The following is a 25,244-nucleotide window of genomic DNA, read 5'->3' as shown; positions in this document are numbered from 1 at the left end:
TTTACCATACAAAGGATTTTCAGGAATGTTACTTGACGTTAAATCATATGGCATTGCATTTGGCACTAGAGTCATTTTAGCTGATGTAAGCTTTTCTATTCAATCTGATAAAGGCGTCATTGTCGTTATGGGCCCTGGTGGAACAGGGAAATCCACACTTATGCGCTCTCTTGCAGGTATTAATAAGCGCTCTAGTAATGCTCATGAATGGGGTCAAATCTTATACAAAGACCAACCTATCGATCAACAAAATGTTCCTCAGCTTGTTCAACAAAATGCCAAAGCGATGGGACTACCTGTTATTGAAAGTTTTGCTGAGAAGATTCGCCAATCTTCGGAAAAGTCACTAAGCCCTGCCGAAATGCGTGCATATATTGTTAGTGAATTAGAGCGCTTAGAAATCCCTTCGATGATTCAGTATCTAGACCAGCCAATGATTCAACTTCCTGTTGAACATGCAAGAGCTGTCAACATGCTAAGAGAAGCCTTTTCTAAGGAACCTATTCTACTATTAGATGAACCTACTACAGGTATGACTGAAGTAGGTGCGAGTATGCTACTTAAATTAACGAAGAAATTAGGTGAAGAACGCGTTTGCATGATTATTCTACATAATCAAATGCAAGCAAAAGAAGTAGGCGATCAAATCTTACTTCTAGCGGGTGGACGTGTTCAAGCTTACGAAACCAAAGATGATTTCTTTAACAACAAATCAAAAAATGATGTTGTTGCCCAATTCTTACGTTCTGGTAGTTGTAATATTCCTGCCCCAGATGCAGATGTGAATACTCTAGATGAAAGTATTCCAAAACCACCACCATTACCAGAAGAAGCTATCAAAATAATTGAAGCACTAAAAGCTGCCGCTCCTAAACCACAAACTGTCATTCCTAAAGCAAATAATGATTTAGTAATGCCTAAAGAGGAAGTAAAAACTCCTTCTTCATCAGTTGTTGAACAACCTAACAAAGAGCCTCAACTCAGCTCTTCTGAAATGACAGAATCAACACCTATTGCTTCAGTGACAACTAACTTAGCGGTAAAAAATGCATCTCGCAGTAAATTCCGCGGCCCTAATGGTTTCCATTGGATTGCTCCAGACCAATTAGCAGGTTGTCCAATGCCAGGTATTGTTGCCCCTTTAGAATATGATCTATCCGCATTAAGAGACGTGGGTGTGACTGTATTGGTTAACTTAACAGATCGTGAACTGCCAGAAGAAATACTTGCACAATATGGTATTCGTAGTGTTCAATTTAAAATTGAAGACCGCCGTGCCCCTCCTGTTATGTGGATAAAAATGCTATTAGTACAATTGGATAAACTATTAGCAAATGGTGATGTACTTGCTGTGCATTGTTTAGCTGGTCTTGGTCGAACAGGTACTGTACTAGGAGCTTGGTTAATTAAGAAAGGTTTAACAGCTGAAGAAACATTAAAACGGTTACGTCAAATTGATGCAGGTTATGTACAGTCTAAAGAGCAAGAAGATCTTCTCTATGCATTAGAAGAGAATATTCTTATTAGAGCGACTTAATAAGAGAATCTTCATAGTTTTACAATTAACTGGTTGCTTTTACTAAAAACAAACGTAAAATAGCAACCTTTTATAATACCATGTCAAATATAAACTTTTTTGACAAAAATCAATAAATGCCTAAGAGCATATAAAGTAAAGGAAAATATAATGGCTAATTTAGATCAAGCTATCCAAACCGCGATTGGTGCAATTCCTGAATGTCTTGCTGCTGGATATGTAGACGTATCATCAGGTATGCTTCTTTCTGTAAAAACTATTGACTCTCATCCAAGAGAAGTATTAGACCTTGTTGCTGCTGCAACATCGGATATTTTCCAAGGTCCTAACGTTTCAATGATTGAGCAATTATTCAGAAAAGCTCGTGGCTTACCACCTGATGCTAACCATCACTACTTCCAAGAAATTATTGTAAACAGTGAAAACTTACTTCACATCTTTATGCGTGGTAAGCGTTATCCAGATTACATTATTTGTTTCGTTTGCCGTAAGAGTGCAAACTTAGGTATGGCTTTAACTAAAGCACGTATGCAATTACCTATGTTAGAAGAAAACGTATAATTTTCTTCTTCTCTTGAGTATTCCTATAAGGGAGTACTCAAGAATAACTACCCTCCCCACACCTCCCCCGTTAAAAAGCTAAGCTATTTTTCTGTTACCTCTTGGGATAACAAAAAAAAATGATTATAATATGCTCCGTTTTATTCCTGATCGAGGAGCGCTGCAGCAACAAGCAAGTTGTCAGGCTCGATTAGTGGTAGACATATACCACCAATAAAACTTTCCAAACGGCGCTCATATATACTAAAAACTTTTATTTTGATTAGATTTTACTAAATCAAATAAAAGCTTCTTCTTTTAGAATGGAGATATGAGCATGAGTAACTTTACTGATTATAAAGTAGCTGACATTTCTTTGGCTGATTGGGGCCGCCGTGAAATTATTATTGCAGAGTCAGAAATGCCTGCATTAATGGCATTACGCCACAAATATGCTAATGAAAAACCTTTGCAAGGCGCCAAAATTCTTGGTTGCATCCATATGACTATCCAAACTGCTGTACTCATCGAAACCTTAGTGGTACTAGGTGCAGAAGTACGTTGGTCATCTTGTAATATTTTCTCTACTCAAGACCAAGCTGCCGCTGCTATTGCTGCGGCAGGGGTTCCAGTATTTGCTTGGAAAGGTGAAACTGAACAAGAATATGAGTGGTGTATCGAACAAACTATCTTGAAGGATGGCCAACCTTGGGACGCTAATATGGTATTAGATGATGGTGGTGACTTAACGGCTATCCTTCATACTAAATACCCAGCAATGCTTGACAAGATTCATGGTATTACTGAGGAAACTACCACTGGTGTACATCGTTTACTTGAAATGTGGAAAAAAGGTACTTTAAAAGTACCTGCTATCAATGTAAATGACTCAGTGACTAAAAGTAAAAATGACAATAAATACGGTTGTCGCCACAGTTTAAATGATGCTATTAAACGTGCCACTGATCACTTACTATCAGGTAAGCAAGCGCTTGTTATTGGTTATGGTGATGTAGGTAAAGGTTCCGCCCAATCATTACGTCAAGAAGGTATGATTGTACGTATTTCAGAAGTTGATCCAATCTGTGCTATGCAAGCCTGTATGGATGGTTTTGAAGTTGTTTCACCTTATAAAAATGGGGTCAATAATGGCTCAGATAATAATGTTAATACTGACTTATTACAAAAAATAGACCTTATTGTTACTACCACAGGTAATGTCAATGTTTGTGATGCAAGCATGTTAAAAGCACTTAAAAAACGTGCCGTGGTATGTAATATCGGCCACTTTGATAATGAAATCGATACTGCCTTTATGCGTGCAAACTGGGCGTGGGAAGAAGTTAAACCACAGGTTCATAAAGTACATAGAACAGGTAAAGATAACTTTGCTGCAGATAATGATAACTACTTAATTTTATTATCTGAAGGACGCCTAGTAAATTTAGGTAACGCAACAGGCCATCCTAGCCGTATTATGGATGGTTCATTCGCTAACCAAGCACTAGCACAAATTCACTTATTCCAACAAAAGTTTGCTGAGCAAACAGCTGAGAAAAAAGCTGAATTATTAAGAGTAGAAGTATTACCTAAGAAACTTGACGAAGAGGTAGCCGCTGAAATGGTTAAAGGCTTCGGTGGTGTAATTACTAAATTAACCCCTAAACAAGCTGAGTATATTGATGTTCCTGTTGAAGGGCCATTCAAACCAGATACTTACCGTTATTAATTAACCTTTTGGCTTACCCTCCTTATCACTAAGGAGGGTTTGTGATGATAACAATGAACAAGATAAATCCTTTATTCAGTTTTGAGTTTTTTCCTACAAAAACAGACGTAGGAATGGAAAAACTTTTAAACCATGCACAACAACTGACCACTACTTGCAAACCAGCTTTCTTTTCTTGCACCTATGGTGCAGGCGGTTCAACAAGAGATAGAACCTTTGATACGGTATTACAATTAAGTAATACTACCCAAGTCGCTACAGCCCCTCACTTATCTTGTGTGGGTGACTCTAAAGAATCATTACGCACCCTATTAAAACGTTACCAAGAAGTAGGCATAAAACGTATTGTTGCTTTACGTGGTGATTTACCATCAGGTATGGGTATGGATGCAGGTGATTTACGTTATGCATCTGACCTCGTTAGTTTTATTCGTGAAGAAACAGCAGATCATTTTCATATTGAAGTAGCTGCTTACCCAGAAGTACACCCTCAAGCTTTGAATATGGAACAAGATTTAAAACATTTTGTTAATAAAATTAAAGCAGGGGCTAATAGCGCTATCACCCAATATTTCTTTAATGCAGACTGTTATTTTTACTTTGTAGAACGTGTGCAAAAAATGGGCGTAGATGTACCCATTATTCCGGGTATTATGCCAATCACTAACTATAGCAAACTAGCTCGTTTCTCTGATGCCTGTGGCGCAGAGCTACCACGCTGGATTAGAAAACAGCTAGAAGCTTATGGAGATGATATTGAAAGTATCCAATCATTTGGTACTGAAACCATCAGCAAGCTCTGTGAGCAGTTATTAGCAGGTGGTGCTCCTGGATTGCACTTTTATACATTGAATCAGGCTGAACCAAGTCTTGCAGTATGGAAAAATTTAATTTAATATTGCGCCACTAGTAATTACTTGCTTTTTGGGTATAATAAGGGATAATTATTCTATTTAATCTTTGCCCAAAAAGCATAATAAGATATTCAACTTTAATACTCTCCTCATATTACTAATATCTGTACAGCGCAGGACAGACTATTCAGTAATCGATAAGTTGAAGTGAAGCTGCGCAAATAGTTAAAAACATCATGTCAATAGTAATTTATTAACTTAATAGTAGGATTTTTGCATGTCCTTTACATCGCTAGGACTTTCCGAGCTTTTATCAGAAACAACTAAAACATTATACGAAACACCCACTACTCTACAAGAACAGGCTATCCCCGTTATTTTACAAAATAACGATTTAATGGTTGCCACACCATCGGCAGAGACAGGAAAAGTCGGTAGTTTTGTACTCCCCATTATTGAAAAATTATTCCCAAAAGGAAATGTAGAGCATAAAGCGCCTACTTCAAAACAGCCAAAAGTACTTATTTTAGTGGCTTCATCAGACGAAGCTATTCAGATTGCAGAATATTTTAAAGCCTATTCGTTTGATTTCTCTATGACAGTTGGCTGCGTATTAGATAGCACTAATAGTGCTCTGCAAACTAAAATACTTAGCCATGGGGTTGATATATTAGTAGCCTCCCCCACTCGTTTAGTTGAACTTATTGAACAACAGGCTGTTGATTTATCAGCAGTAGAAATTTTTGTGTTGGATGAAGCTGAACTGCTTACTAATGAAAACTCCATAGCAACCACTAAACAAGTTATTGACTTATTACCAGTCGAACGTCAAAACTTACTCTACGCTACCAATTTTACTGATGATGTTATTGTATTGGCTCATTTTTTACTTAAAAATCCTGAGCGTATTGAAATTAATATCACTCCATCTATAGAGCATATTAAACAAAGCGTTTTTTATATTCCAACACGTCAAAAAGCAGCTTTACTTGTTCATTTAATAAATAAATACCAGTGGCCACAAATACTGATATTTACTCGTACTAAATATGGAGCTAGTCGCCTCTCAAACTATCTCAGCAAGAAGGGCATTAACTCAGCTACAATCCATAGTAATAAAACCCAAAATGCACGTAATAAATCACTCATCGATTTTAAAGAAAATTTAGTACAAATTTTAATTGCTACCGATGTTACTACCGAAAGTTTAGAAATAAATCAATTACCCTGCATTATTAACTTTGACCTACCTTATATTGAAGATGACTATATACAACGCATCAATACCATTGATAGTGTTGGCGAAGCTATCTCATTTGTTAGTCCAGAAGAAGAAAAGTTATTATTAGTGATTGAAGACTTTATCAAACAAAAGATTGCTGATGGAGATATGAGTGATTTTGTGTTTGATGCAGAAACAAACGAAGAAAATCCTGATCGTTTTAGACGTATTTTCCGCCATCCTGCTGTAGGTAGAAAATCACGTAAAAGAAAAACGACTATAGCGGATGAAGTAATTGAGAGTCCTGCTGAAGATATGGATGATGACTTGGCAGAGAAAAGAGCCAGTCGTGCTAGTAAATCTAACTTTGGCAAAACCAAAACTAAAACAACACGTAATCCTTACAATAAGCATAGAAGAAATGCGCCTGTAAGTACTGTATCATTAGATGATATGCCACCAGATCGTCCAGAGGATGAATTCCGTGATGATGAGTACGATAACTTTGGTAACAGTGTAGATTATATAAGTCCTTATCAAGACAAAGCTAAAAATGCACGTACTAAGCGTTTTACAAAAGCTACCGCATCATCTACTACAGCACCAGCAAGTACTACTACAACTGCTAGTAGCCGCCCGCAACGAGCTAAAACAACAAAGCCTAAAGCAACAACTACTAATGCTCAAGCAACTGAGCAACGTCGCCCAAGAAACTCTTTATATAGACGTAATAACCGTACCAACAATACTACGATAACTACTCCTTCTTCTACACCATATAGAAAAAGAGAAGTAATGACTGCAACGCCTCCAAGTGAGCTTAAAGAGCCACAACAAAGACGCTCATCAACAACGACACCAGCCATTATTCATCGTAAACACTCAAGGATAGATCGACTACCTACTATCGAACAATTAGATAGTATGCCAAATCGCCATATTCCTAAGAGTGAAAAACCTATGTTGCTTTCACGTAAGAATACAGACGATGAATAGGCAATGTATCTAATCGATACCCATAATCACCTTGGTTGCGATAACTTCAATAGTGATCGTGACCAAGTCTTAAAACGGAGTATTAAATTAGGTGTTATAAAACAAATTATGGTGGGAGTGTTTGCTAGTGAATGGCAACACACTATTCAATTAGCACAGCAACATCCCTCACTTTATGTAGCCTGTGGTATACACCCTATGTATATCCCATCAGCGTCACAAGTACCTCAAACACTTGAGCTATTAACACAACTTTTTAGACAACCTGAATACTCTGCAAAACTTTGTGCCATTGGCGAAATTGGTTTAGATTACTATATTGATAACTACGATCAAGAACAGCAGCAACAGCTATTTAAACTCCAATTAGAGATTGCTACAGAATTCCAAAAGCCTGTATTACTCCATGTTAGACGAGCTCATGCTGATACTATTAAAATTTTAAAAGAGCTAAAATTTAAACTAGGAGGTATTGCTCATGCCTTTAGTGGTAGCTATGAAGAAGCTAAAGAATATATCAAACTAGGTTTTAAGATTGGCTTAGGTGGTGCAGGAACTTATCCCCAAGCTCATCGTATGCATCGTGTATTAGAACAATTACCACTCGATGCTATTGTATTAGAAACTGATGCGCCTGACCTCTCGCCTGTTACTCAACTAGGTAATCGTAATAGCCCTGAGTTTTTACCTGAAATATGCCAACAACTGGCCAAAATAAAAGGCATTTCAGCAGAGCTTCTTGCTGAAGCGTCTACTCAAAATGCCTGTGAACTATTTAATTGGAATCTTAACAACCTATAGCTGTTGCTATATGGCACTATTCAACAGCAATAATTTCCACATCAAATAAGATATCTTTGCCTGCTAATGGGTGATTAAAGTCGATCACTACTTCTTTATCATCAAAACGACTTACCATACCGGGTAAATCTGAACCAGCAGCATCCTTAAACATAAACATTAAACCTACTTCCAAATCCATCTCTTTAAAATGTGCGCGAGGTATCACTTGCACATTTTGTGGATTAGGCTGACCAAAGCCTTGTTCTGGTTTAATAAGAAACTCTTGTTTATCACCAGCTTTCATACCAATAAGCACTTGTTCAAAACCTGGTAATAAACTGCCATCCTTCATCGTAAAAGTAGCCGCTTGTTTGTCACGTGTACTATCTATCACCTCACCTGAAACTAATTTAAGGGTGAAATGCAGTGTCACTCGACTATTATCATTAATACTACTCACTTTTACTTTCTCTCTTTTTAGCAAAGAACAACATATCAATAATTAACATCGCAGCCCCCACTGTAATAGCAGTATCTGCTATATTAAAGGCGGGGAAATAATAATCAGCATGCCAATGGGCTAAAATAAAATCGACAACATAACCCAATACTACACGGTCATACAGATTACCTAAAGCACCACCTAAAACTAATGCTAATGCAATAGCTAACCATGTTTCTTTATTTGATTTAAGCCGTGTTAACCATATCACTAAGACAATACTTATAATAAAGGCAATACCAGCAAACAACCACTTTTGCCAACCTGAATGATCGGCTAAGAAGCTCCAAGCTGCCCCAAAGTTATAAGTATGAAACCAAGCCAAATAGTTTGGAATAACCTCTACCATTTGTTGAAGAGGTAGATAGTTTAGTGTCCAGTATTTGGTGGACTGGTCAATGATAATGACCAGTACCGACACCCAAACCCAAGATAATTTACCAAAACGTGTCATCAATGATAACCCTTCTATTAATTAACCTATCTGTTTATAGCTGTTTCCATATAGAGTGATAGCTATACATTTTGACGCGCTTCGCCTTCACCATAGACATTAGTAATACAACGCCCACAAAGCTCAGGATGGTCGGCATGTTGGCCTACATCAGCCACATAATGCCAACAACGACCACATTTCTGATTATCAGATTTTTTAACCGTTAATTTCAAATCTGCTAATTCAGTGACTACTGCATCGGCAGGTGCTTGTTCAAAAGGTAAAATATCTGCTTTAGAAGTAATTAATACAAAACGTAACTCATCATCCAGCTTATTTAGAGCAGTTAATAAATCTCCCTGCGCATATAAGGTTACTTCTGCTTGTAAACTACCACCAACTACTTTGTTATTACGTTGGTTTTCAATTTCTTTATTAACCGCCGTTTTAACTGCCATGATTTGTTGCCAGTAATCACGATCTAATTCAAAACCTTCTGGTAACTCTGTTAAACCGTTATACCAAGTATTCAACATCACTGACTGATTACGCTTACCTGGCAAATATCCCCAAGCTTCTTCGGCGGTGAAAGGTAGAATAGGTGCAATCCAACGAACCAGTGCTTCAGCGATATGATATAGTGCTGTTTGGCAAGAACGTCTCGCCACACTGTCTTTAGCTGTAGTGTATTGACGGTCTTTAATTAAGTCTAAGTAAAAACTACTTAACTCTTGAGTACAGAAATTATGTAGTTTTTGATAAACCTGCCAGAACTTATATTGTTCGTAAGCGTCATTCAGCTCACTTTGCATTTGTGCAGCCGCATCTATTACCCAGCGATCTAAAGTCAGTAACTTGTCTGTTGGTAATAAATCAGTGGCTGGATCAAAACCTGATAAATTCGATAATAAGTAACGAATGGTATTACGAATACGACGATAGGCATCTGCATTACGTTGGAAGATTTCATGGGATGCAGCGATCTCACCTGAGTAATCTACTGAAGATACCCATAAGCGTAAGATATCAGCCCCTAACTTATCTGTTACTTCTTGTGGTGCAATCACATTGCCTAATGACTTAGACATTTTGCGACCATTCTCATCCACTGTGAAGCCATGAGTTAATAGGCTACGATAAGGAGGATGATCATCAATTGCACAACCAGTTAATAATGATGAGTGGAACCAACCACGATGTTGGTCAGAACCTTCTAAATAAAGATCAGCACGAGGTCCACTAGCATGACCTAATGGATGAGAACCACGTAATACATGCCAATGGGTAGTACCTGAATCAAACCACACATCTAACGTATCACTGATTTTGTCATATTGATCAGCCTCAGCACCTAATAACTCTACTGGGTTTAACTTAAACCAAGCCTCAATACCTTCTTTCTCAATACGTTTTGCTACTTCTTCCATTAACTCTACAGTACGAGGATGTAACTCACCTGTTTGTTTATTTAAGAAGAAAGGAATTGGCACACCCCAATTACGTTGACGGGAGATACACCAGTCAGGACGTTTAGCGATCATGTCGTATAAACGCTCTTTACCCCATGCAGGGAAGAACTGTGTTTGCTCAATACCTTGTAGAGAACGCTCACGTAAAGTTCTACCATCTATAGGTTGTACATCCATTCCCACAAACCATTGCGCTGTAGCACGATAGATTAATGGCGTTTTATGGCGCCAGCAATGCATATAGCTATGAACGATTTTTTCATAGGCTAATAAACTGCCTACTTCTCTTAACTTTTCAACAATATTAGCGTTGGCTTTCCAAATAAATTGACCACCGAAGAAAGGTAAATCTTCAGCATAAACACCATTACTTTGCACAGGCGTTAAGATATCATCATTGATCATGCCATAACGTTTACAAGTATTAAAGTCATCCACACCATAAGCAGGTGCAGAATGCACAATACCTGTACCCGAAGTAGCCTCCACATAGTCCGCTAAATAAATAGGGGATAAACGATCGTAGAATGGATGCTTAAACTTAATAAGTTCTAGCGTCTCTCCCAATGCCTTAGCAATTATCTTACCTTCAAGTTTATAACGTTCTAAACAGTCATTAACCAAATCAACTGCTAATACTAATAACTTATCACCTACATCCACTAGAGCGTATTCAAGTTCAGGATGGAAGTTAAGTGCTTGGTTAGCAGGGATTGTCCAAGGTGTAGTAGTCCAGATAACTGCATACGCTGTTTTAGGCAAGCTAGCTAAGCCAAAAGCAGCTGCTAATTTATCACCTTCAGCAACAGGAAAACCTACATCAATCGCATCTGATTGCTTATCTTGGTATTCCACTTCAGCTTCAGCCAATGCTGAACCACAGTCAAAACACCAATTAACAGGTTTTAAACCTTTAAACACATAACCATGTTTAACCATCTCTGCTAAAGCACGTACTTCACCTGCTTCATTAGCAAAGTTCATAGTTAGATAGGGATTATCCCAGTCACCTAATACACCAAGGCGGATAAAATCTTTCTTTTGCCCTTCTACTTGTTCCTTAGCAAACGCTCGGCAAAGTTCGCGCATTTTGTCTGCTTCAATATTCTTACCATGTTTCTTTTCTATCTGGTTTTCAATAGGCAAGCCGTGACAATCCCAACCAGGAATGTAGGGCACATCATAACCTGATAGAATTTTAGAACGGTTAATAATATCTTTAATAATTTTGTTAACTGCGTGACCAATATGTATATTACCGTTGGCGTATGGCGGGCCATCGTGTAGTAAAAATTTAGGGCGACCTTCACTAATCTCACGAATTTTTTGGTACAGATTCTCAGTAGTCCATGTTTCAATCATCTTAGGTTCCCGCTGAGGCAAGCTAGCCTTCATGGGGAAATCTGTTTCCGGTAAATTCAATGTCGATTTATAGTCACTCATAATAAAAGCCCTAACGGTTTAATAGGCCACGTGCCTGCCAATAAGCACGAGCATTGGTCACATCATTGTCAATTGCTGCTTTTAACTCATCAAGTGAGTTAAATTTCTTTTCATCCCGCAGCTTGTGATGAAAAGTAACTCGGATATGGCGATTATAAAGATCACCTGAATAATCTAATAAATGTACTTCCAGATGAGAACGTCCATCACCTTGTACAGTGGGTCTAATACCAATATTAGCAACACCACAATAAACTTTACCTTCTAGCTCGCAACTTACTACAAACACCCCTCTAAGCGGTGCATGTTTACGTTTAAGCTGAATATTAGCAGTAGGACAACCTAATTTTCTGGCTAATTGCTGGCCTCGAATCACCCTACCTGATAGTTGGAAAGGTCTTCCTAATAAGCGCTCAACCAACTCTAAATCATCTGCTAATAGGGCATTACGAACACGGGTACTACTGATCCTCTGCTCATCTAAATAAACTGTTTTGGCATCCTGTACAGTAAAACCATATTTTTTACCTGCCTCTTGCAGCATGGCAAAATTACCACTGCGTTTAGCGCCAAAATGAAAATCATCACCCACTTCAATATGCTTTACATGCAAACCATCAACTAAAATCTTTTTAATAAAATCTTCGGCCGATATTTCTCTAAACCGTTGATTAAAATGCAGGCATAAAACAATATCAATGCCTTGATCTCTTAATAGTTCTAGCTTTTCACGCACTCGCGTTAAACGGATAGGTGCATCTTGAGGATCAAAAAACTCTTTTGGTTGTGGTTCAAAAATAATAGCACAGCTAGGCACACCTAACTCTTTAGCACATGTTTTGACATGCTCTAAAATGGCTTGGTGACCGAGGTGTAAGCCATCAAAATTACCAATGGTAGCCACACAACCTTGTTTAAAATTCTTTAAGTCTTGAAGACAGCGAACCAACCGCATAACCGTAAACGCTTTTAAAGTCAAAGTCATGAATTATAACGGGAGAACCCCTGACATGCTATAGATTAATTCAGTAAAATAAGACTACCTTACGTAATTGATGATTTATAAATACAAATTATCTTTTGTATTAAATCCTAAGATGAGCCCATCACTATAATTGTGACTCTATAGGCAACCAACTGATCGCCTTAGTAGTAGCACGTTTTATAAAACCTACCTCTGGATCATGTGTCCAAATTTTAGGTGGTATGACACTACCATCTCGCCAACGTAACTTGCCATTCTCTAAAAAGAGTTCATAACTATTATTTTGCTCAATTTTATAGGCATAAAGTGAAGAAATTTCTTCGGTTAACTCAGGGTGAATAAAGAACACACCCATTTCTGTATTTAACCGTGCTGAACGGGGGTCAAAATTAAAGGAACCAATAAAGCCAATATTACCATCAACAATAAATGCCTTAGTATGCAAACTAGCCCCACTAGAACCTAATAAACTTTTATCTACTTCCACATGTGGGGTAAACTCGTATAAATCAACGCCTAACTTTAATAATGGAACTCTATAAGGCATATAACCACTATGCACCAACATAACATCTGTGGCTGCTAACGAGTTTGTTACCACACCAATATCAACCTCTCGTTGTCGTAACCCTTTTAATAATTCCATACCTTCTTTACCTGGTACAAAATAAGGTGAGATTAATATCAATTGATCTTGGGCACTCTGCCATACCTTCGACAATACGTTTACTACCCAAGCTTCTTTGTTCATGTCATAAGCTTTTTCAGGTGGATCTGAATAGACATGTGCATGCTCAGTCCAATACAGTGGTTTCTCACTATTAAATAATGCTTGCACTGTAGTTGAATTTTTTAAACGATCAACATAAACATTGCGAACTTTAATAATATCTTCATCAATATCTTTCACATATTCACGTAACTTAGCGAGTGAACCTTTTTTTACTTTTACTAATGATTTTAAGGGAATGGTTGTAGGACTATTCCAAAACTGATCAAAAATATTTTCTGTTTCTAATACAGCATCGCCTATCAACAGTACATCTACATCAAAAAAATTAGTTTGCTTTGCTGCATCATAATATTCATCCCCTATATTACGTCCCCCAACTATCGCCATACGACCATCAACAATCCATGCTTTATTGTGCATACGACGATTGAGACGCCCCACCCTAAATAGCATTTCTGCCCCTTTCCTTAGGACATTACCACGGCTATAAATAGGATTGAACATCCTTACTTCTATATTAGGATGCTGTTCTAGTGTAGCTAATATAGTATCTTTATCATGGGCATTCATATCATCTAGCAATAAGCGTATACGAACACCTCGATCAGCTGCACGTAGTAACTCATAACTTAACAAATTACCTGTTAAATCATTATGCCAAATATAATACTGCAAATCTAAGCTACGGCCGGCCTCGCGAGCTGTCATAGCCCTTACTGCAAATGCCTCAAGATTATCATCAAGTAATACCAACCCTGTTTGACTTACATGTGTATCAATCAAAGGTTGCACAATCCGATCAATTTTTGTTGTTGCTTGCTCAACAGGTATCATATAACTTGCCTTTTTGTCCACATAGGTTTTTGAACCACAAGCTACTAATGATAATAATAAAAATAATGTCCCTAATAAATTTGTAATTTTAAGCATCGGCTTTAAATGATTAGTTAGTTATGGCGATCTATTGTAACTTTATTCAACACTTCTTTAAAATTTAGAAAAACTTTGTAAATCATTTTATTACTTTGCTACTGAACTAATTTTACTTCTCTTCATCATATATCTGAATTAATTTTTTTACATTGTTTTTTAAAGCAAATATATAAATAACTATTACAGGAAATGTTAATTTAACATGAAGCATAGAAATGCTCTAAATATTATTATAATTCTGTTGATTACAGCTTTTTTCACAGGGCTTTGGGCGATATATAACAGACCAGTTAGTGCTCCTAATTGGCCACAGCAGGTATCTGGCTATTCATTTTCTCCTTTTCATGAGTATGAAGATCCCGCCACTGGAGATTACCCCACAGAAGAAGAAATTAGTAGTGATTTAGCTTTAGTAGCCACACAGACTAATAATATTCGTACTTATTCCGTTAAAGAGTCACTCGGAACAATCCCGCGTTTAGCAGATAATTATGGTCTAAAAGTAACTTTAGGGGTTTGGATTAGTAACGATTTAGCAGAAAATCAAAGGGAACTGGATAAAGCTATCGAAATAGCCAATGAAAATCGTAATGTAATACGTTTAGTTATTGGTAATGAGGCATTATTCCGTGAAGAAGTGACCGTTGATCAAATGATTGATTATTTAGACTATGCGCGCGATAGTGTCAAAGTTCCAGTTACCACCTCAGAACAATGGCATATTTGGGATAAATATCCTGAATTAGGTGATCATGTTGATTTAATAGCTGCTCACATTCTTCCCTACTGGGAACACATTCCTGTAAAAAAAGCGATTCCTTTTGTTTTTGAAAAAGTGGCTTTGTTAAAGAAAGATTATCCTAATAAACCCCTTATTCTTTCTGAAATAGGTTGGCCTAGCAATGGCAGAATGGAAGGTCAAGCATCTGCTTCACAAGCAGATCAAGCCATTTACTTACGTAACTTGGTTAATATCTTAAACCAACAAGGTTATTCCTACTTTATTGTTGAAGCCTTTGATCAACCATGGAAAATGACCGATGAAGGAGCAGTAGGAGCTTATTGGGGTGTATATGATCTAGATCGTCAACCTAAATTTGAATTTACGGGTCCTGTCATTGCGATTGCACAATGGAAAATACTAGCAGTTATCTCTGCTATGCTAGCATTTTTATCTATATCCATCTTAATGATTGATAGCTCTGCCCTTAAACAAAAAGGTCGCATATTTTTAACCATTATTGCCTTTGCTTGTGCCTCTACTATTGTTTGGATTGGCTATGACTATACCCAACAATACAGCACATGGTTCAACCTTATTGTAGGTACTTTGTTAGCCTTTGGTGTACTTGGTATTGCCATTGTTATACTAACTGAAGCACATGAACTTGCAGAAACTGTTTGGATTAAACAGCGACGTAGACCATTCTCACCAGTGACTGGGGATAGCACCTATCACCCCAAAGTTTGCATACAGGTTCCCTGCTACAATGAACCACCCGAGATGCTGAAACAAACTTTAGATGCATTAGCAAAACTTGATTATCAAAACTATGAAGTCATGGTTATTGATAATAACACCAAAGATCCAGCTATTTGGAAACCCGTTGAAGCCTACTGTAAAGAGTTAGGTTCACGCTTTCATTTTTATCATGTTAGCCCCCTCGCTGGCTTTAAAGCAGGCGCTTTAAATTACGCCTTAGAGAGAGTTTCTGCTGATGTAGAAGTAATCGCTGTTATTGATGCGGACTACTGTGTTGACCCTAATTGGTTGAAACACATGACGCCTCATTTTAAAGACCCTAAAATAACTATCGTACAGTCTCCTCAAGACTATTATGACGAGAACGACAGTTTATTTAAAAAGCTCTGTTATGCTGAGTACAAAGGGTTCTTCCATATTGGCATGATAACCCGTAATGAGCGTGATGCTATTATTGAACACGGTACTATGACCATGGTACGTCGTACAGTACTAGATGAATTAAAATGGGCTGACTGGTGTATTACTGAAGATGCAGAACTTGGCCTGCGAGTATTTGAAAAAGGATTATCTGCCGCTTACTGTGAACAAAGTTATGGTAAAGGTTTAATGCCTGACACTTTTATCGACTTTAAGAAACAACGTTTCAGATGGGCCTATGGTGCTATACAAATTATTAAACGCCACTTTAAAACCTTAGTATTTGGCAAAACTAAAGATGGTAAAAGGCTCAGCAAAGGGCAACGCTATCATTTTATAGCAGGTTGGTTACCTTGGATTGCAGATAGCATGAATATCTTCTTTATCCTAGGTTCTTTGCTATGGTCTGCTGCTATGATTATTAGTCCACAGCAATTTGATCCACCTTTAATCATTTTTGCATTGCCACCATTAGCATTATTCTTCTTTAAAGTAGGCAAAATTATTTTCCTTTATAAGAAGGTTATTGGCGTCAGCTATAAAGATGCTTTTTTTGCTGCATTAACAGGGCTTTCTCTTTCTCATACTATTGCTAAAGCAGTGATTTACGGCTTTTTCACAAAACATATACCTTTCTTCCGTACACCTAAAATGCGCAGTAACCATGGTTTTTTAGTTGCCTTCGCTGAAGCTCGGGAAGAAGTATTTATTATGTTGCTACTTTGGATTGCTGTAGCAGGTATATTATTAACTCAACAATCAATGGCTTATGATATATTGCTTTGGATTATCACCCTATCCGTGCAGTCTTTGCCTTACTTAGCAGCTATGGTTATGGCAATGGTGTCATCACTTAAACCTAATAAACAGCCTGTCATGTCTGTTATTAAATCACACTAATAACAAAGCGGTTTTAGAATACTAAAACCGCTTCCATAGATACTTATACAAACTAATTATTAGGATTAAAGTCGCCCCACAACTGTTGCGCAATAGAAAGGGCAACAATGGGTGCTGTCTCAGTACGTAATACCCTACTCCCCAGATGCACTTGTTGAAAATCATGCTGTTGAGCTAATGATATTTCTTCATCAGTAAATCCACCCTCAGGACCAATTAACAAAGCTAATGAAGAAGGCTTTTGATAGTTTCCCATAGGTTCAGCTATTAAATGCAACATTAATTTTAGATCAGCTTGAACATGTGCCACCCACTCACTTACTGATTGCGGTGGATTGATAATAGGAAGCTTAGAACGTCCTGACTGCTCACATGCACTAATTGCTATCTGTTGCCAATGCGCCATCCGCTTATCTGTTCTATCTTCATTTAAACGCACTTCACTACGATCTGTAAATAAAGGAGTAATCTCGTTAACACCAAGCTCTGTGGCTTTTTGTATGACAAAATCCATTCTCTCACCACGAGCTAATCCTTGCCCTAAATGGGTATACAGTGGTGACTCACCTAATCCTGTTAATTGTTTGGTTAAATTAACTACCAAACTTTTTTTAGTGATTTGACTAATAGTGCCTAAAAACTCTAAACCAGAACCATCAAATAACTGCACAGGATCATTAACGGACAAACGTAACACACGTCCCATATAATGAGCCAAATAGGCTGGTACTTCATGCTCCCCTAAATGTAATGGCGCATTTACAAAAAAACGAGATAATCTCATTTAATATTTTTTTCCAACTGATTTAATCGATGATTGATAGCCTTTTCAATACCTATTGCATCCAAACCACACTCAGCTAACATACTAGCTGGTGAAGCATGTTCTATATAGGTATCAGGTAATCCTAGTTGTAATATTGATTTTAAACAATTTTCTTTTAATAATAATTCACTAACAGCAGATCCAGCACCACCCATTACACTATTTTCTTCAATGGTAACTAACAATTCATGACTATTAGCTGTTGCTAATACCACCGCTTCATCCAAAGGTTTTACAAAGCGCATATCAACCACTGTGTAATTTAGTTTTTCTGCAACTTTCATTGCCTCAGCTAACTGCACACCAAACACTAACAATGCCACTTTCTCACCTTGGCGACGAACCACTGCTTTACCTATTGCAACAGGTAATAGATCATTTTCTACAGTAACATTAGGACCTGCTCCCCGAGGATAACGTACAGCGGCAGGTCCGTTATATAAGTAACCCGTTGTTAACAGTTTACGTAGTTCATTTTCATCACTAGGCGTCATAATGATTATGCTAGGAATGCAACGTAAATAGCTTAAATCAAAGCTACCTGCATGGGTTGGACCATCTTCTCCCACTAAACCCGCTCGATCAAGCGCAAATAATACATCAAGATTTTGAATAGCTACATCATGGATTAATTGATCGTAAGCTCGTTGTAAAAAAGTTGAATAAATAGCAACTACAGGCTTTAATCCATCACAAGCCATACCTGCAGCTAAAGTCACCGCATGTTGCTCCGCAATAGCCACATCAAAATAACGTTTAGGATATTGTTCACTGAAAGCCACTAAATCAGAACCTTCTTTCATAGCAGGGGTGATACCCACTAATTGTTCATCTTGTGCAGCCATATCACAAAGCCATTGCCCAAATATATTAGAATATTTAGGTGCAGATTGTTTTTTAGGGGGAGCGTCCAATGGTTCTAATTTACTGATAGCATGGTAAGCCGTTGGACTTTCTTCAGCAGGAGCAAACCCTTTACCCTTTTTGGTTACCACATGTAGAAATTGCGGCCCAGATAAACTTCGCATATTACGTAAGGTAGCCACTAAAGTAGGTAAATCATGGCCATCAATTGGGCCAATGTAGTTCCAACCTAATGCTTCAAATAAGGTGGTCGGCGCTAAAATACCTTTAGCATATTCTTCAGTTAAGCGAGCAATTGTCCATGCACCTGGTAAATGGGAAAGTAACTTTTTACTATTATCTCGTACATGGCGATAAGCTTGGCTAGAAAGTATCTTAGCTAAGTGATTAGATAAACCGCCGATATTATCTGAAATAGACATATCATTATCATTGAGTACCACTAACATATCAGCATCAACTACCGCAGCATGATTTAAAGCCTCAAAAGCCATGCCTGCTGTTAAAGCACCATCACCAATAATGGCGACACTCTTTTTATGATTATTTTGTAATCTTGCGGCAATAGCCATACCTAAGGCTGCACTAATGGAAGTACTGGAATGGCCTACGCCAAAACTATCATATTCACTTTCAGCACGACGCGGGAAAGCAGCTAGGCCATCTTTCTGTCGTAAAGTGGCCATTTGCTCACGACGGCCTGTTAAGATTTTATGAGGATAGGCTTGATGCCCCACATCCCAAATTAAATGATCATCAGGTGTATCATAGACATAATGTAAGGCAATGGTTAACTCGATTACCCCAAGACCCGCGCCAAAGTGACCACCCGTTTGTCCAACTGTATACAATAGGAACTCACGTAGCTCATCTGCTAACACCACTAATTCAGCTTCACTTAAGTAACGAAGTTGTTTCGGTGTATCAATGCGATCGAGTAACGGGGTTACAGGGCGTTCTCTCGGTATATCGTAAAAAGTTTTAACCATTAGAAATTTTCATTATTTGTATTCAAGCAAAGCATTTTACCTGATTGCGACCAGTGTAAAAATAGCTAATTAATTTTATTAGCTATTTTTACTACCTATAGTGACCAATATAAGGATATTGTACTTATAGATAATTATAGTTAAAACAATGACTATAACTAAAAAGTAGCTATTACTACCTGGTAGAAAATACTACCCAGTAAGCTCACTAATTTACAGTTATCGACCTTCACCAAAATAGTTTTCTATTAGCTCAACCATTGCTTGCATGGCTTGCTCTTCGTCATCACCGTCAGTTATAAGATGCAGCATTGTACCCTTGCTAGCGGCCAACATCATTACCGACATAATACTTTTACCATCCACCAATGATTCAGGAGTACGCCCAACCTTAATACTACAAGCAAAACGTCCTGCTGTTCCGACAAACTTTGCGGCAGCTCTTGCATGTAAACCTAGTTGATTTATGATCTCAATTTCTTTTGACAACATGTTGTAACATTTCTCCTACAACAAATCACGATGACGGACTTGCACATTTTTTAAAGTAGTTTTTAATATTTTACCAATTTGTTCAGCCATATATACAGAACGATGTTGCCCACCCGTACAACCAACCGCTACTGTAATATAAGATCTATTAGTAGCAGCAAAACGTGGTAACCATTTTTCTAAAAACACCAAAATATCATTTTGCATTTCTAAAACTTCTGGCTGTTCTATTAAGTAATCAATAACTGGCTGATCAGTACCTTTTAAATTTCTTAACTCTGCAACCCAATAAGGATTAGGGAGTGAGCGTAAATCGAATACCCAATCTGCATCCATAGGTATTCCTCGTTTAAAACCAAAAGATTCGATCAAAAAAGCGGTGCCAAGTTCAGGTTCTTCTAATAAATGAAGTTTTAAGAAATCTTTTAATTGATAAACATTTAATTGGCTTGTATCAACATGTAATGTAGCCAAATTAATGATAGGGGCTAATAATTTAGACTCATCATCAATCGCTTCAGCTAATGAACGTGTTGCTGTAGTAAGTGGGTGACGGCGCCGTGTTTCTGAAAAACGACTAATCAATATTTCATCTTTAGCATCTAAATAGACTAAATCACACTTAATGTATTTTGCACTGAGTCGCTCAAAAATACTGGGGAAGCTTTCTATTTGTCTAGGCAAACTTCGTGCATCAATAGAAACGGCTATTTTAGGTTGAATAATCTCTGTTTGTAATAGTGCCTGTTCAATAGCTGTTGTAAATAAACTAGCAGGTAGATTATCGATGCAATAAAAGCCATTGTCTTCTAATAAATGAAGCGCTGTAGTTTTACCTGAACCTGAACGGCCACTAACGATAACAAGACGCATAACTTAACCTATGTATTACTTACCCCGTTAACAATTATTTGATAAAGCTGTTGACTCTCAGTTGCAGCTCTTATCTGCTTACATATTTCGGTATCACTTAATAACTCAGCTATTTGTTTAAGCAACTGTAAATGCTCATCAGTTGCCTCTGCTGGCACAACCAAGCCTATTAAAATATCTACTAGCTGTTCATCAACTGCATCAAAATCTATAGCTGTACCTAATTTCACTATGACTACTATTGGCTCCTCACAACTTGCCATACGGCAATGAGGAATAGCAACGCCATTACCAAAACCTGTAGTGCCTAGTCTTTCCCGCTCTATCAGATGCTCAAAAACTTCTTGCTCATTTAGGCTAGCACAAGCTGCAGCCACTGTTTTAGCTATTACTTCTAATGCACGTTTTTTACTCGTTACATTAACATCAACTAACACTTGCGATGGTGTTAGGAATTCTTTTAGTTGCATCATATAGCAGAATAAACTTCAATAAATTTACTAAGTATTTGTAACATTACACTATTTTAATGTCTGTCTTTAGACAACAAGATTATTAAATAATTACTGTGTATATAGTTACGTCTCATTAAAAATAATTAAGGTTTGATTTTATAACAATTTCTTGTTTATAAATATCAAACCTTAATAACAAAAAGTTAAATTAGTGTTTTTGGTGTTTTTCTTTAAATTTAATCAATTGACGGTCTAATTTATCAACTAAAGCATCAATGGCAGCATACATATCCGTATTTTCTGCACCAGCAACCACCTCACCGCCAGCTAACTGGAGTGTTGCATCAACCTTTTGGTTTAACTTTTCAACACTCATAATCACTTGTGCACTAGTAATTTTATCAAAATGCCGCTCAAGACGAGCAAACTTTTCATCAATATAATTACGTAGTGCGTCGGTAACATCAAGTTGGTGACCACTAATGTTAATTTGCATAAATTTCTCCTTAACATTTTTAATTACTTATACCCACTTTAGGTATAAGGTAAGTTGCCTTGATCGGCAATTCTTTAAATTAACCGTTTACGTTCACTAGATGAACCAATACCTAAAGCCTCACGGTACTTAGCCACAGTTCTTCTAGCCACCTGAATCCCCTGATCTTCAAGCAATGTAGTTAATTTACTATCACTTAAAGGTTTTTTCGGATCCTCAGCCGCTATGAGTTTCTTAATCATAGCGCGAATAGCGGTTGATGAACACTCCCCACCCTCAGAAGTACTAACATGACTTGAAAAAAAGTATTTCAATTCATAAATACCACGCGGTGTATACATATACTTTTGAGTAGTTACCCGAGAAATAGTTGACTCATGCATTTCCACAGCATCAGCTACTGAGGAAAGAATAAGTGGTTTCATCGCTTCTTCACCATACTCTAAAAAACCACGTTGATGTTCAACTATTTGGGTTGCTACTTTCATTAAAGTTTCATTACGGCTTTGCAAACTCTTTATAAACCAACGCGCTTCCTGTAATTGATTCTTCAAAAAAGTATTATCTGAACTGGTATTAGCTCGCTGTACATAACCTGCATATTGAGGATTAACCCTCAACTTAGGAATCGCATCTTGGTTTAGTTCGACAATCCAATGATCCCTCTCTTTACGCACGATAATATCAGGAATGACATACTCTGGCTCTTTTGACTCAATTTGTGCACCTGGTTTAGGATTAAGGTGCTGAATAAGCATAACTATTTGCTTTAATTCATCTTCTTTAATCTTCATAGTGCGCATTATTTGGCTATAGTCTTTAGAACCCAATAAGTCTAAATGGTTTGTAACTAACTCAACTGCTTGCTGATAATAAGGGTGGTCATCAAATAACCCTTTTAATTGCAATAAAAGACATTCTTTTAAATCTCTAGCAGCAATACCTATAGGGTCAAACTGTTGAATACAATGAAGTACCATTTCTACTTCATCAAAATCAGTATCCAATGAATCATCTAAGCCATGATGGATTTCTTCTAAAGATTCTTCTAAATAACCATCCTCATTAATACAATCAATAATATTAACTGCAATGGTTTTATCTTTATCGCTCATATGAGCAACATTGAGTTGCCATAATAAATGGCTTTGTAATGTTTCACCTACAGAGGTGTAATTCGTAAAATCAGATTCTTCATCATCACCATGGATATTGCTAACATTATTTTGGTAAATATCATCCCAGTCAGTATCTACAGGAAGCTCTTCAGGAATTACATCGGTTGCCACAGCATCCGTTTCTGGCTCATTAATAGCCACTTCTTTATTATCTTTAAAGCTAATTTCCTGACTACTAGGATTAACTAAAATATCCTCTTCACCTAATAAATTACTGTCATCAAAATCATCTCCTGCTTCTTGTTGTTCTAGCATGGAGTTTGACTCTAAAATCTCTTGAATTTCCTGTTGTAAATCTATAGTAGACAATTGCAAAAGCCTAATGGCTTGTTGCAACTGTGGAGTCATCGACAGTTGCTGTCCTATCTTTAACGTTAACGATGGCTTCATAACAAATTAACATCTCTTATTTACTTTTAAGCAAATTATATGCCTGTTTTTTTATTCTTCAAATAATAACATGCTGAAAAAATGAAACAACCAACATAATGAAAATAACTTTAATGCATCTATTTAAAATATATAGTAATATGATTTGTTATATTCAATCCCTTCTTCCAACCTTGTTGTTATTTATCTATTAACCATGCTTAAAGTAGATTTTTATAACCTACCCACTTCTACGATAGATGACTGTTTATTATTCAGTTGTCGGCTAATTAATAAAGCATGGTTACAGGTTGGCAATATCTATGTGCACTGCCAAAACCAACAACAGCGTCAACAATTAAATCAATTATTGTGGCAATTTAAACCAGACAGCTTTATTCCACATGATTTATTAGAAGAAAACCCAAGTAGCCCCATTACATTAGGGCTAGAAGAGTTAGATTATCAAACTATCAACTATCCACTATTAATTAATCTAAGTTTTGACATACCCAAGCATCATCAACAATTTACGCGTATTGCCGAGTTTGTGATTGATGATGCTTTACTTAAAGATAAAGCTCGAGCCAATTACCGTTTTTATAATACAGCCCAATATAATGTGCAGTACCACAATTTAAATAAAATTTAAGACTGCCAAACTACTGTAGGATTAATATCCGCCAAGGTACGACAACCTGTCAACACCATAGCCGCTTCTAACTCTGCCCTCAGTATATTTAATAAATGAACAACACCTACAGCACCAGCTACTGCTAATGCATAGATATAAGGTCTACCAATCAATACAGCATTCGCTCCCAAAGCAACTGCCTTTAAAATATCCGTACCACGACGAATACCACCATCCATCAATATAGGCACCCTACCAGCCACTTGTTCAGCAATTCTAGGGAGAAGATCAATAGCAGCAGGCAAAGTATCTAATACACGCCCGCCATGATTAGAGATTATCAGGCCATTTACACCTAACTGGATCGCTTGTTCTGCATCTTCTACAGAGGTTATTCCTTTAAGCAATATTGGCAAAGAAGTAATTGATTGTAGCCATTCAATATCTTGCCATGTAGGTACATTAGCTAACTGCCCTGAAAACAGCGGACTTTCTAATAAATTAGCAGTATTATTAACAACCTGCATTCCCTGCAAATTCACTGAAGAAATACCCTGCGGTAATCGAAAATTAACTCGCTGCTCACGATTGCGTACACCACTAATAGGGGCATCAACTGTCAACACCAATGCTTTATAACCCGCTAACTCGGCTCGTTTTACCAATTCTGCGGTAAACATTCGATCAGCTTGAATATAAAGCTGGAACCATAATGGTTTAGTCGCATGTTCAGCCACCTCTTCTAATAAAGTACTGGCCATAGTACTTACCACCATACCAGCACCTATAGCTGAAGCAGCTTGCACTGTAGCTAATTCACCCTCTTTATGAAATAACTTATGCCACGCCACAGGCGCTAACAGAATAGGAAATGGTAACGTATTACCTAGTAAACTGAGTTTAGTATTAGCTCCTTCAAAACCACTTAATACTCTGCCTTGCAATTGAATACGCTGAAATGCTTGCTTATTCCAGTCTAGCGTTAACTCATCACCACTACCACCTACTAAATAACTCCATGCGACGTGATCTATCATTTTTGCCGCACTTTTTTCATAATCCTCTACGGAAAATAATTGCGGTGGTATGATTGAATAAGGCAT

21 protein-coding genes and 1 riboswitch are annotated in these 25,244 nt (G+C 37.3%); of the genes, 8 read left to right on the top strand and 13 right to left on the bottom strand.

The features are described from left to right. The first annotated feature begins 25 nt into the window (after window positions 1-25). From MTZ49_RS06280 to MTZ49_RS06255, 6 genes are all read left to right on the top strand, one after another. The gene (locus tag MTZ49_RS06280) at window positions 26-1,537 is read left to right on the top strand and encodes an ATP-binding cassette domain-containing protein (protein WP_264747495.1); all 1,512 of its coding nucleotides are present in this window, start codon (window positions 26-28) and stop codon (window positions 1,535-1,537) included. 150 nt (window positions 1,538-1,687) lie between these two features. Next, entirely contained in the window at window positions 1,688-2,098 is a 411-nt protein-coding gene (locus tag MTZ49_RS06275; RefSeq protein WP_264747494.1) for a hypothetical protein, read from the top strand. 146 nt (window positions 2,099-2,244) lie between these two features. Next, window positions 2,245-2,341: riboswitch (S-adenosyl-L-homocysteine riboswitch) on the top strand. A gap of 67 nt (window positions 2,342-2,408) precedes the next feature. Next, window positions 2,409-3,806, top strand: coding sequence for an adenosylhomocysteinase (gene ahcY, locus MTZ49_RS06270; protein ID WP_264747493.1), 1,398 nt, complete (start codon window positions 2,409-2,411; stop codon window positions 3,804-3,806). A 53-nt stretch (window positions 3,807-3,859) separates the two neighbouring features. Further along, entirely contained in the window at window positions 3,860-4,702 is an 843-nt protein-coding gene (metF, locus tag MTZ49_RS06265) for a methylenetetrahydrofolate reductase [NAD(P)H] (protein WP_264747843.1), read from the top strand. Window positions 4,703-4,937: 235 nt separating this feature from the next. Next, window positions 4,938-6,878: a DEAD/DEAH box helicase gene (locus MTZ49_RS06260; protein ID WP_264747492.1), complete on the top strand. Its 1,941-nt coding sequence runs from the start codon at window positions 4,938-4,940 to the stop codon at window positions 6,876-6,878. A 3-nt stretch (window positions 6,879-6,881) separates the two neighbouring features. Continuing rightward, the gene (locus MTZ49_RS06255) at window positions 6,882-7,679 is read left to right on the top strand and encodes a TatD family hydrolase (protein ID WP_264747491.1); all 798 of its coding nucleotides are present in this window, start codon (window positions 6,882-6,884) and stop codon (window positions 7,677-7,679) included. A gap of 16 nt (window positions 7,680-7,695) precedes the next feature. Here MTZ49_RS06255 and fkpB read toward each other — a convergent pair whose 3' ends face one another. The 5 genes from fkpB to MTZ49_RS06230 all read right to left on the bottom strand — a co-directional run bounded on the left by fkpB (window position 7,696) and on the right by MTZ49_RS06230 (window position 14,159). Then, window positions 7,696-8,121, bottom strand: a complete 426-nt coding sequence (gene fkpB / locus MTZ49_RS06250) for an FKBP-type peptidyl-prolyl cis-trans isomerase (protein WP_264747490.1) — start codon at window positions 8,119-8,121, stop codon at window positions 7,696-7,698. After that, window positions 8,114-8,617 carry a signal peptidase II gene (gene lspA, locus MTZ49_RS06245; protein WP_264747489.1) on the bottom strand — a complete coding sequence of 168 codons (504 nt, stop codon included), beginning with the start codon at window positions 8,615-8,617 and terminating at the stop codon, window positions 8,114-8,116. The genes fkpB and lspA overlap by 8 nt, the downstream gene beginning before the upstream one ends. Window positions 8,618-8,679: 62 nt before the next feature. Then, window positions 8,680-11,511, bottom strand: coding sequence for an isoleucine--tRNA ligase (gene ileS / locus MTZ49_RS06240; RefSeq protein WP_264747488.1), 2,832 nt, complete (start codon window positions 11,509-11,511; stop codon window positions 8,680-8,682). A gap of 10 nt (window positions 11,512-11,521) precedes the next feature. Continuing rightward, on the bottom strand, window positions 11,522-12,466 hold the full coding sequence (gene ribF, locus MTZ49_RS06235; protein WP_264747487.1) for a bifunctional riboflavin kinase/FAD synthetase: 945 nt from the start codon (window positions 12,464-12,466) through the stop codon (window positions 11,522-11,524). 154 nt (window positions 12,467-12,620) lie between these two features. Beyond that, window positions 12,621-14,159: a phospholipase D family protein gene (locus MTZ49_RS06230; RefSeq protein ID WP_264747486.1), complete on the bottom strand. Its 1,539-nt coding sequence runs from the start codon at window positions 14,157-14,159 to the stop codon at window positions 12,621-12,623. A 205-nt stretch (window positions 14,160-14,364) separates the two neighbouring features. Here MTZ49_RS06230 and MTZ49_RS06225 point away from each other — a divergent pair, with 205 nt between their 5' ends. After that, window positions 14,365-16,965, top strand: a complete 2,601-nt coding sequence (locus tag MTZ49_RS06225) for a glycosyltransferase (protein WP_264747485.1) — start codon at window positions 14,365-14,367, stop codon at window positions 16,963-16,965. 52 nt (window positions 16,966-17,017) lie between these two features. Here the strand turns inward: MTZ49_RS06225 and MTZ49_RS06220 are convergent, their stop codons facing one another. From MTZ49_RS06220 to MTZ49_RS06190, 7 genes are all read right to left on the bottom strand, one after another. Next, window positions 17,018-17,749 carry a 16S rRNA (uracil(1498)-N(3))-methyltransferase gene (locus MTZ49_RS06220; protein ID WP_264747484.1) on the bottom strand — a complete coding sequence of 244 codons (732 nt, stop codon included), beginning with the start codon at window positions 17,747-17,749 and terminating at the stop codon, window positions 17,018-17,020. Then, the gene (dxs, locus tag MTZ49_RS06215; protein ID WP_264747483.1) at window positions 17,746-19,644 is read right to left on the bottom strand and encodes a 1-deoxy-D-xylulose-5-phosphate synthase; all 1,899 of its coding nucleotides are present in this window, start codon (window positions 19,642-19,644) and stop codon (window positions 17,746-17,748) included. Before dxs ends, MTZ49_RS06220 begins: the two co-directional genes overlap by 4 nt. Window positions 19,645-19,863: 219 nt before the next feature. Beyond that, window positions 19,864-20,136, bottom strand: a complete 273-nt coding sequence (locus MTZ49_RS06210; protein ID WP_264747482.1) for an HPr family phosphocarrier protein — start codon at window positions 20,134-20,136, stop codon at window positions 19,864-19,866. Window positions 20,137-20,151: 15 nt separating this feature from the next. Then, window positions 20,152-21,009 carry an RNase adapter RapZ gene (gene rapZ / locus MTZ49_RS06205; RefSeq protein ID WP_264747481.1) on the bottom strand — a complete coding sequence of 286 codons (858 nt, stop codon included), beginning with the start codon at window positions 21,007-21,009 and terminating at the stop codon, window positions 20,152-20,154. An 8-nt stretch (window positions 21,010-21,017) separates the two neighbouring features. Further along, window positions 21,018-21,482, bottom strand: coding sequence for a PTS IIA-like nitrogen regulatory protein PtsN (gene ptsN / locus MTZ49_RS06200; protein ID WP_264747480.1), 465 nt, complete (start codon window positions 21,480-21,482; stop codon window positions 21,018-21,020). 190 nt (window positions 21,483-21,672) lie between these two features. Next, window positions 21,673-21,960, bottom strand: coding sequence for a ribosome hibernation-promoting factor, HPF/YfiA family (gene hpf / locus MTZ49_RS06195; protein WP_201091651.1), 288 nt, complete (start codon window positions 21,958-21,960; stop codon window positions 21,673-21,675). Window positions 21,961-22,034: 74 nt separating this feature from the next. Then, window positions 22,035-23,528: an RNA polymerase factor sigma-54 gene (locus MTZ49_RS06190; protein WP_264747479.1), complete on the bottom strand. Its 1,494-nt coding sequence runs from the start codon at window positions 23,526-23,528 to the stop codon at window positions 22,035-22,037. Window positions 23,529-23,673: 145 nt separating this feature from the next. Between MTZ49_RS06190 and MTZ49_RS06185 the strand changes: the two genes are divergently transcribed. Continuing rightward, window positions 23,674-24,159 carry a DNA polymerase III subunit chi gene (locus tag MTZ49_RS06185; protein ID WP_264747478.1) on the top strand — a complete coding sequence of 162 codons (486 nt, stop codon included), beginning with the start codon at window positions 23,674-23,676 and terminating at the stop codon, window positions 24,157-24,159. Here MTZ49_RS06185 and MTZ49_RS06180 read toward each other — a convergent pair. Continuing rightward, complete coding sequence (locus MTZ49_RS06180) at window positions 24,156-25,244, bottom strand: alpha-hydroxy acid oxidase (RefSeq protein ID WP_264747477.1); 1,089 nt, start codon at window positions 25,242-25,244, stop codon at window positions 24,156-24,158. The two genes, MTZ49_RS06185 and MTZ49_RS06180, sit on opposite strands and share 4 nt — an antisense overlap.

Source organism: Entomomonas sp. E2T0 (assembly GCF_025985425.1).
Classification (GTDB): Bacteria; Pseudomonadota; Gammaproteobacteria; order Pseudomonadales; family Pseudomonadaceae; genus Entomomonas.
The sequence above is the reverse complement of the archived record's forward strand: the minus strand, read 5'-3'. Positions and strand labels throughout refer to the sequence as shown.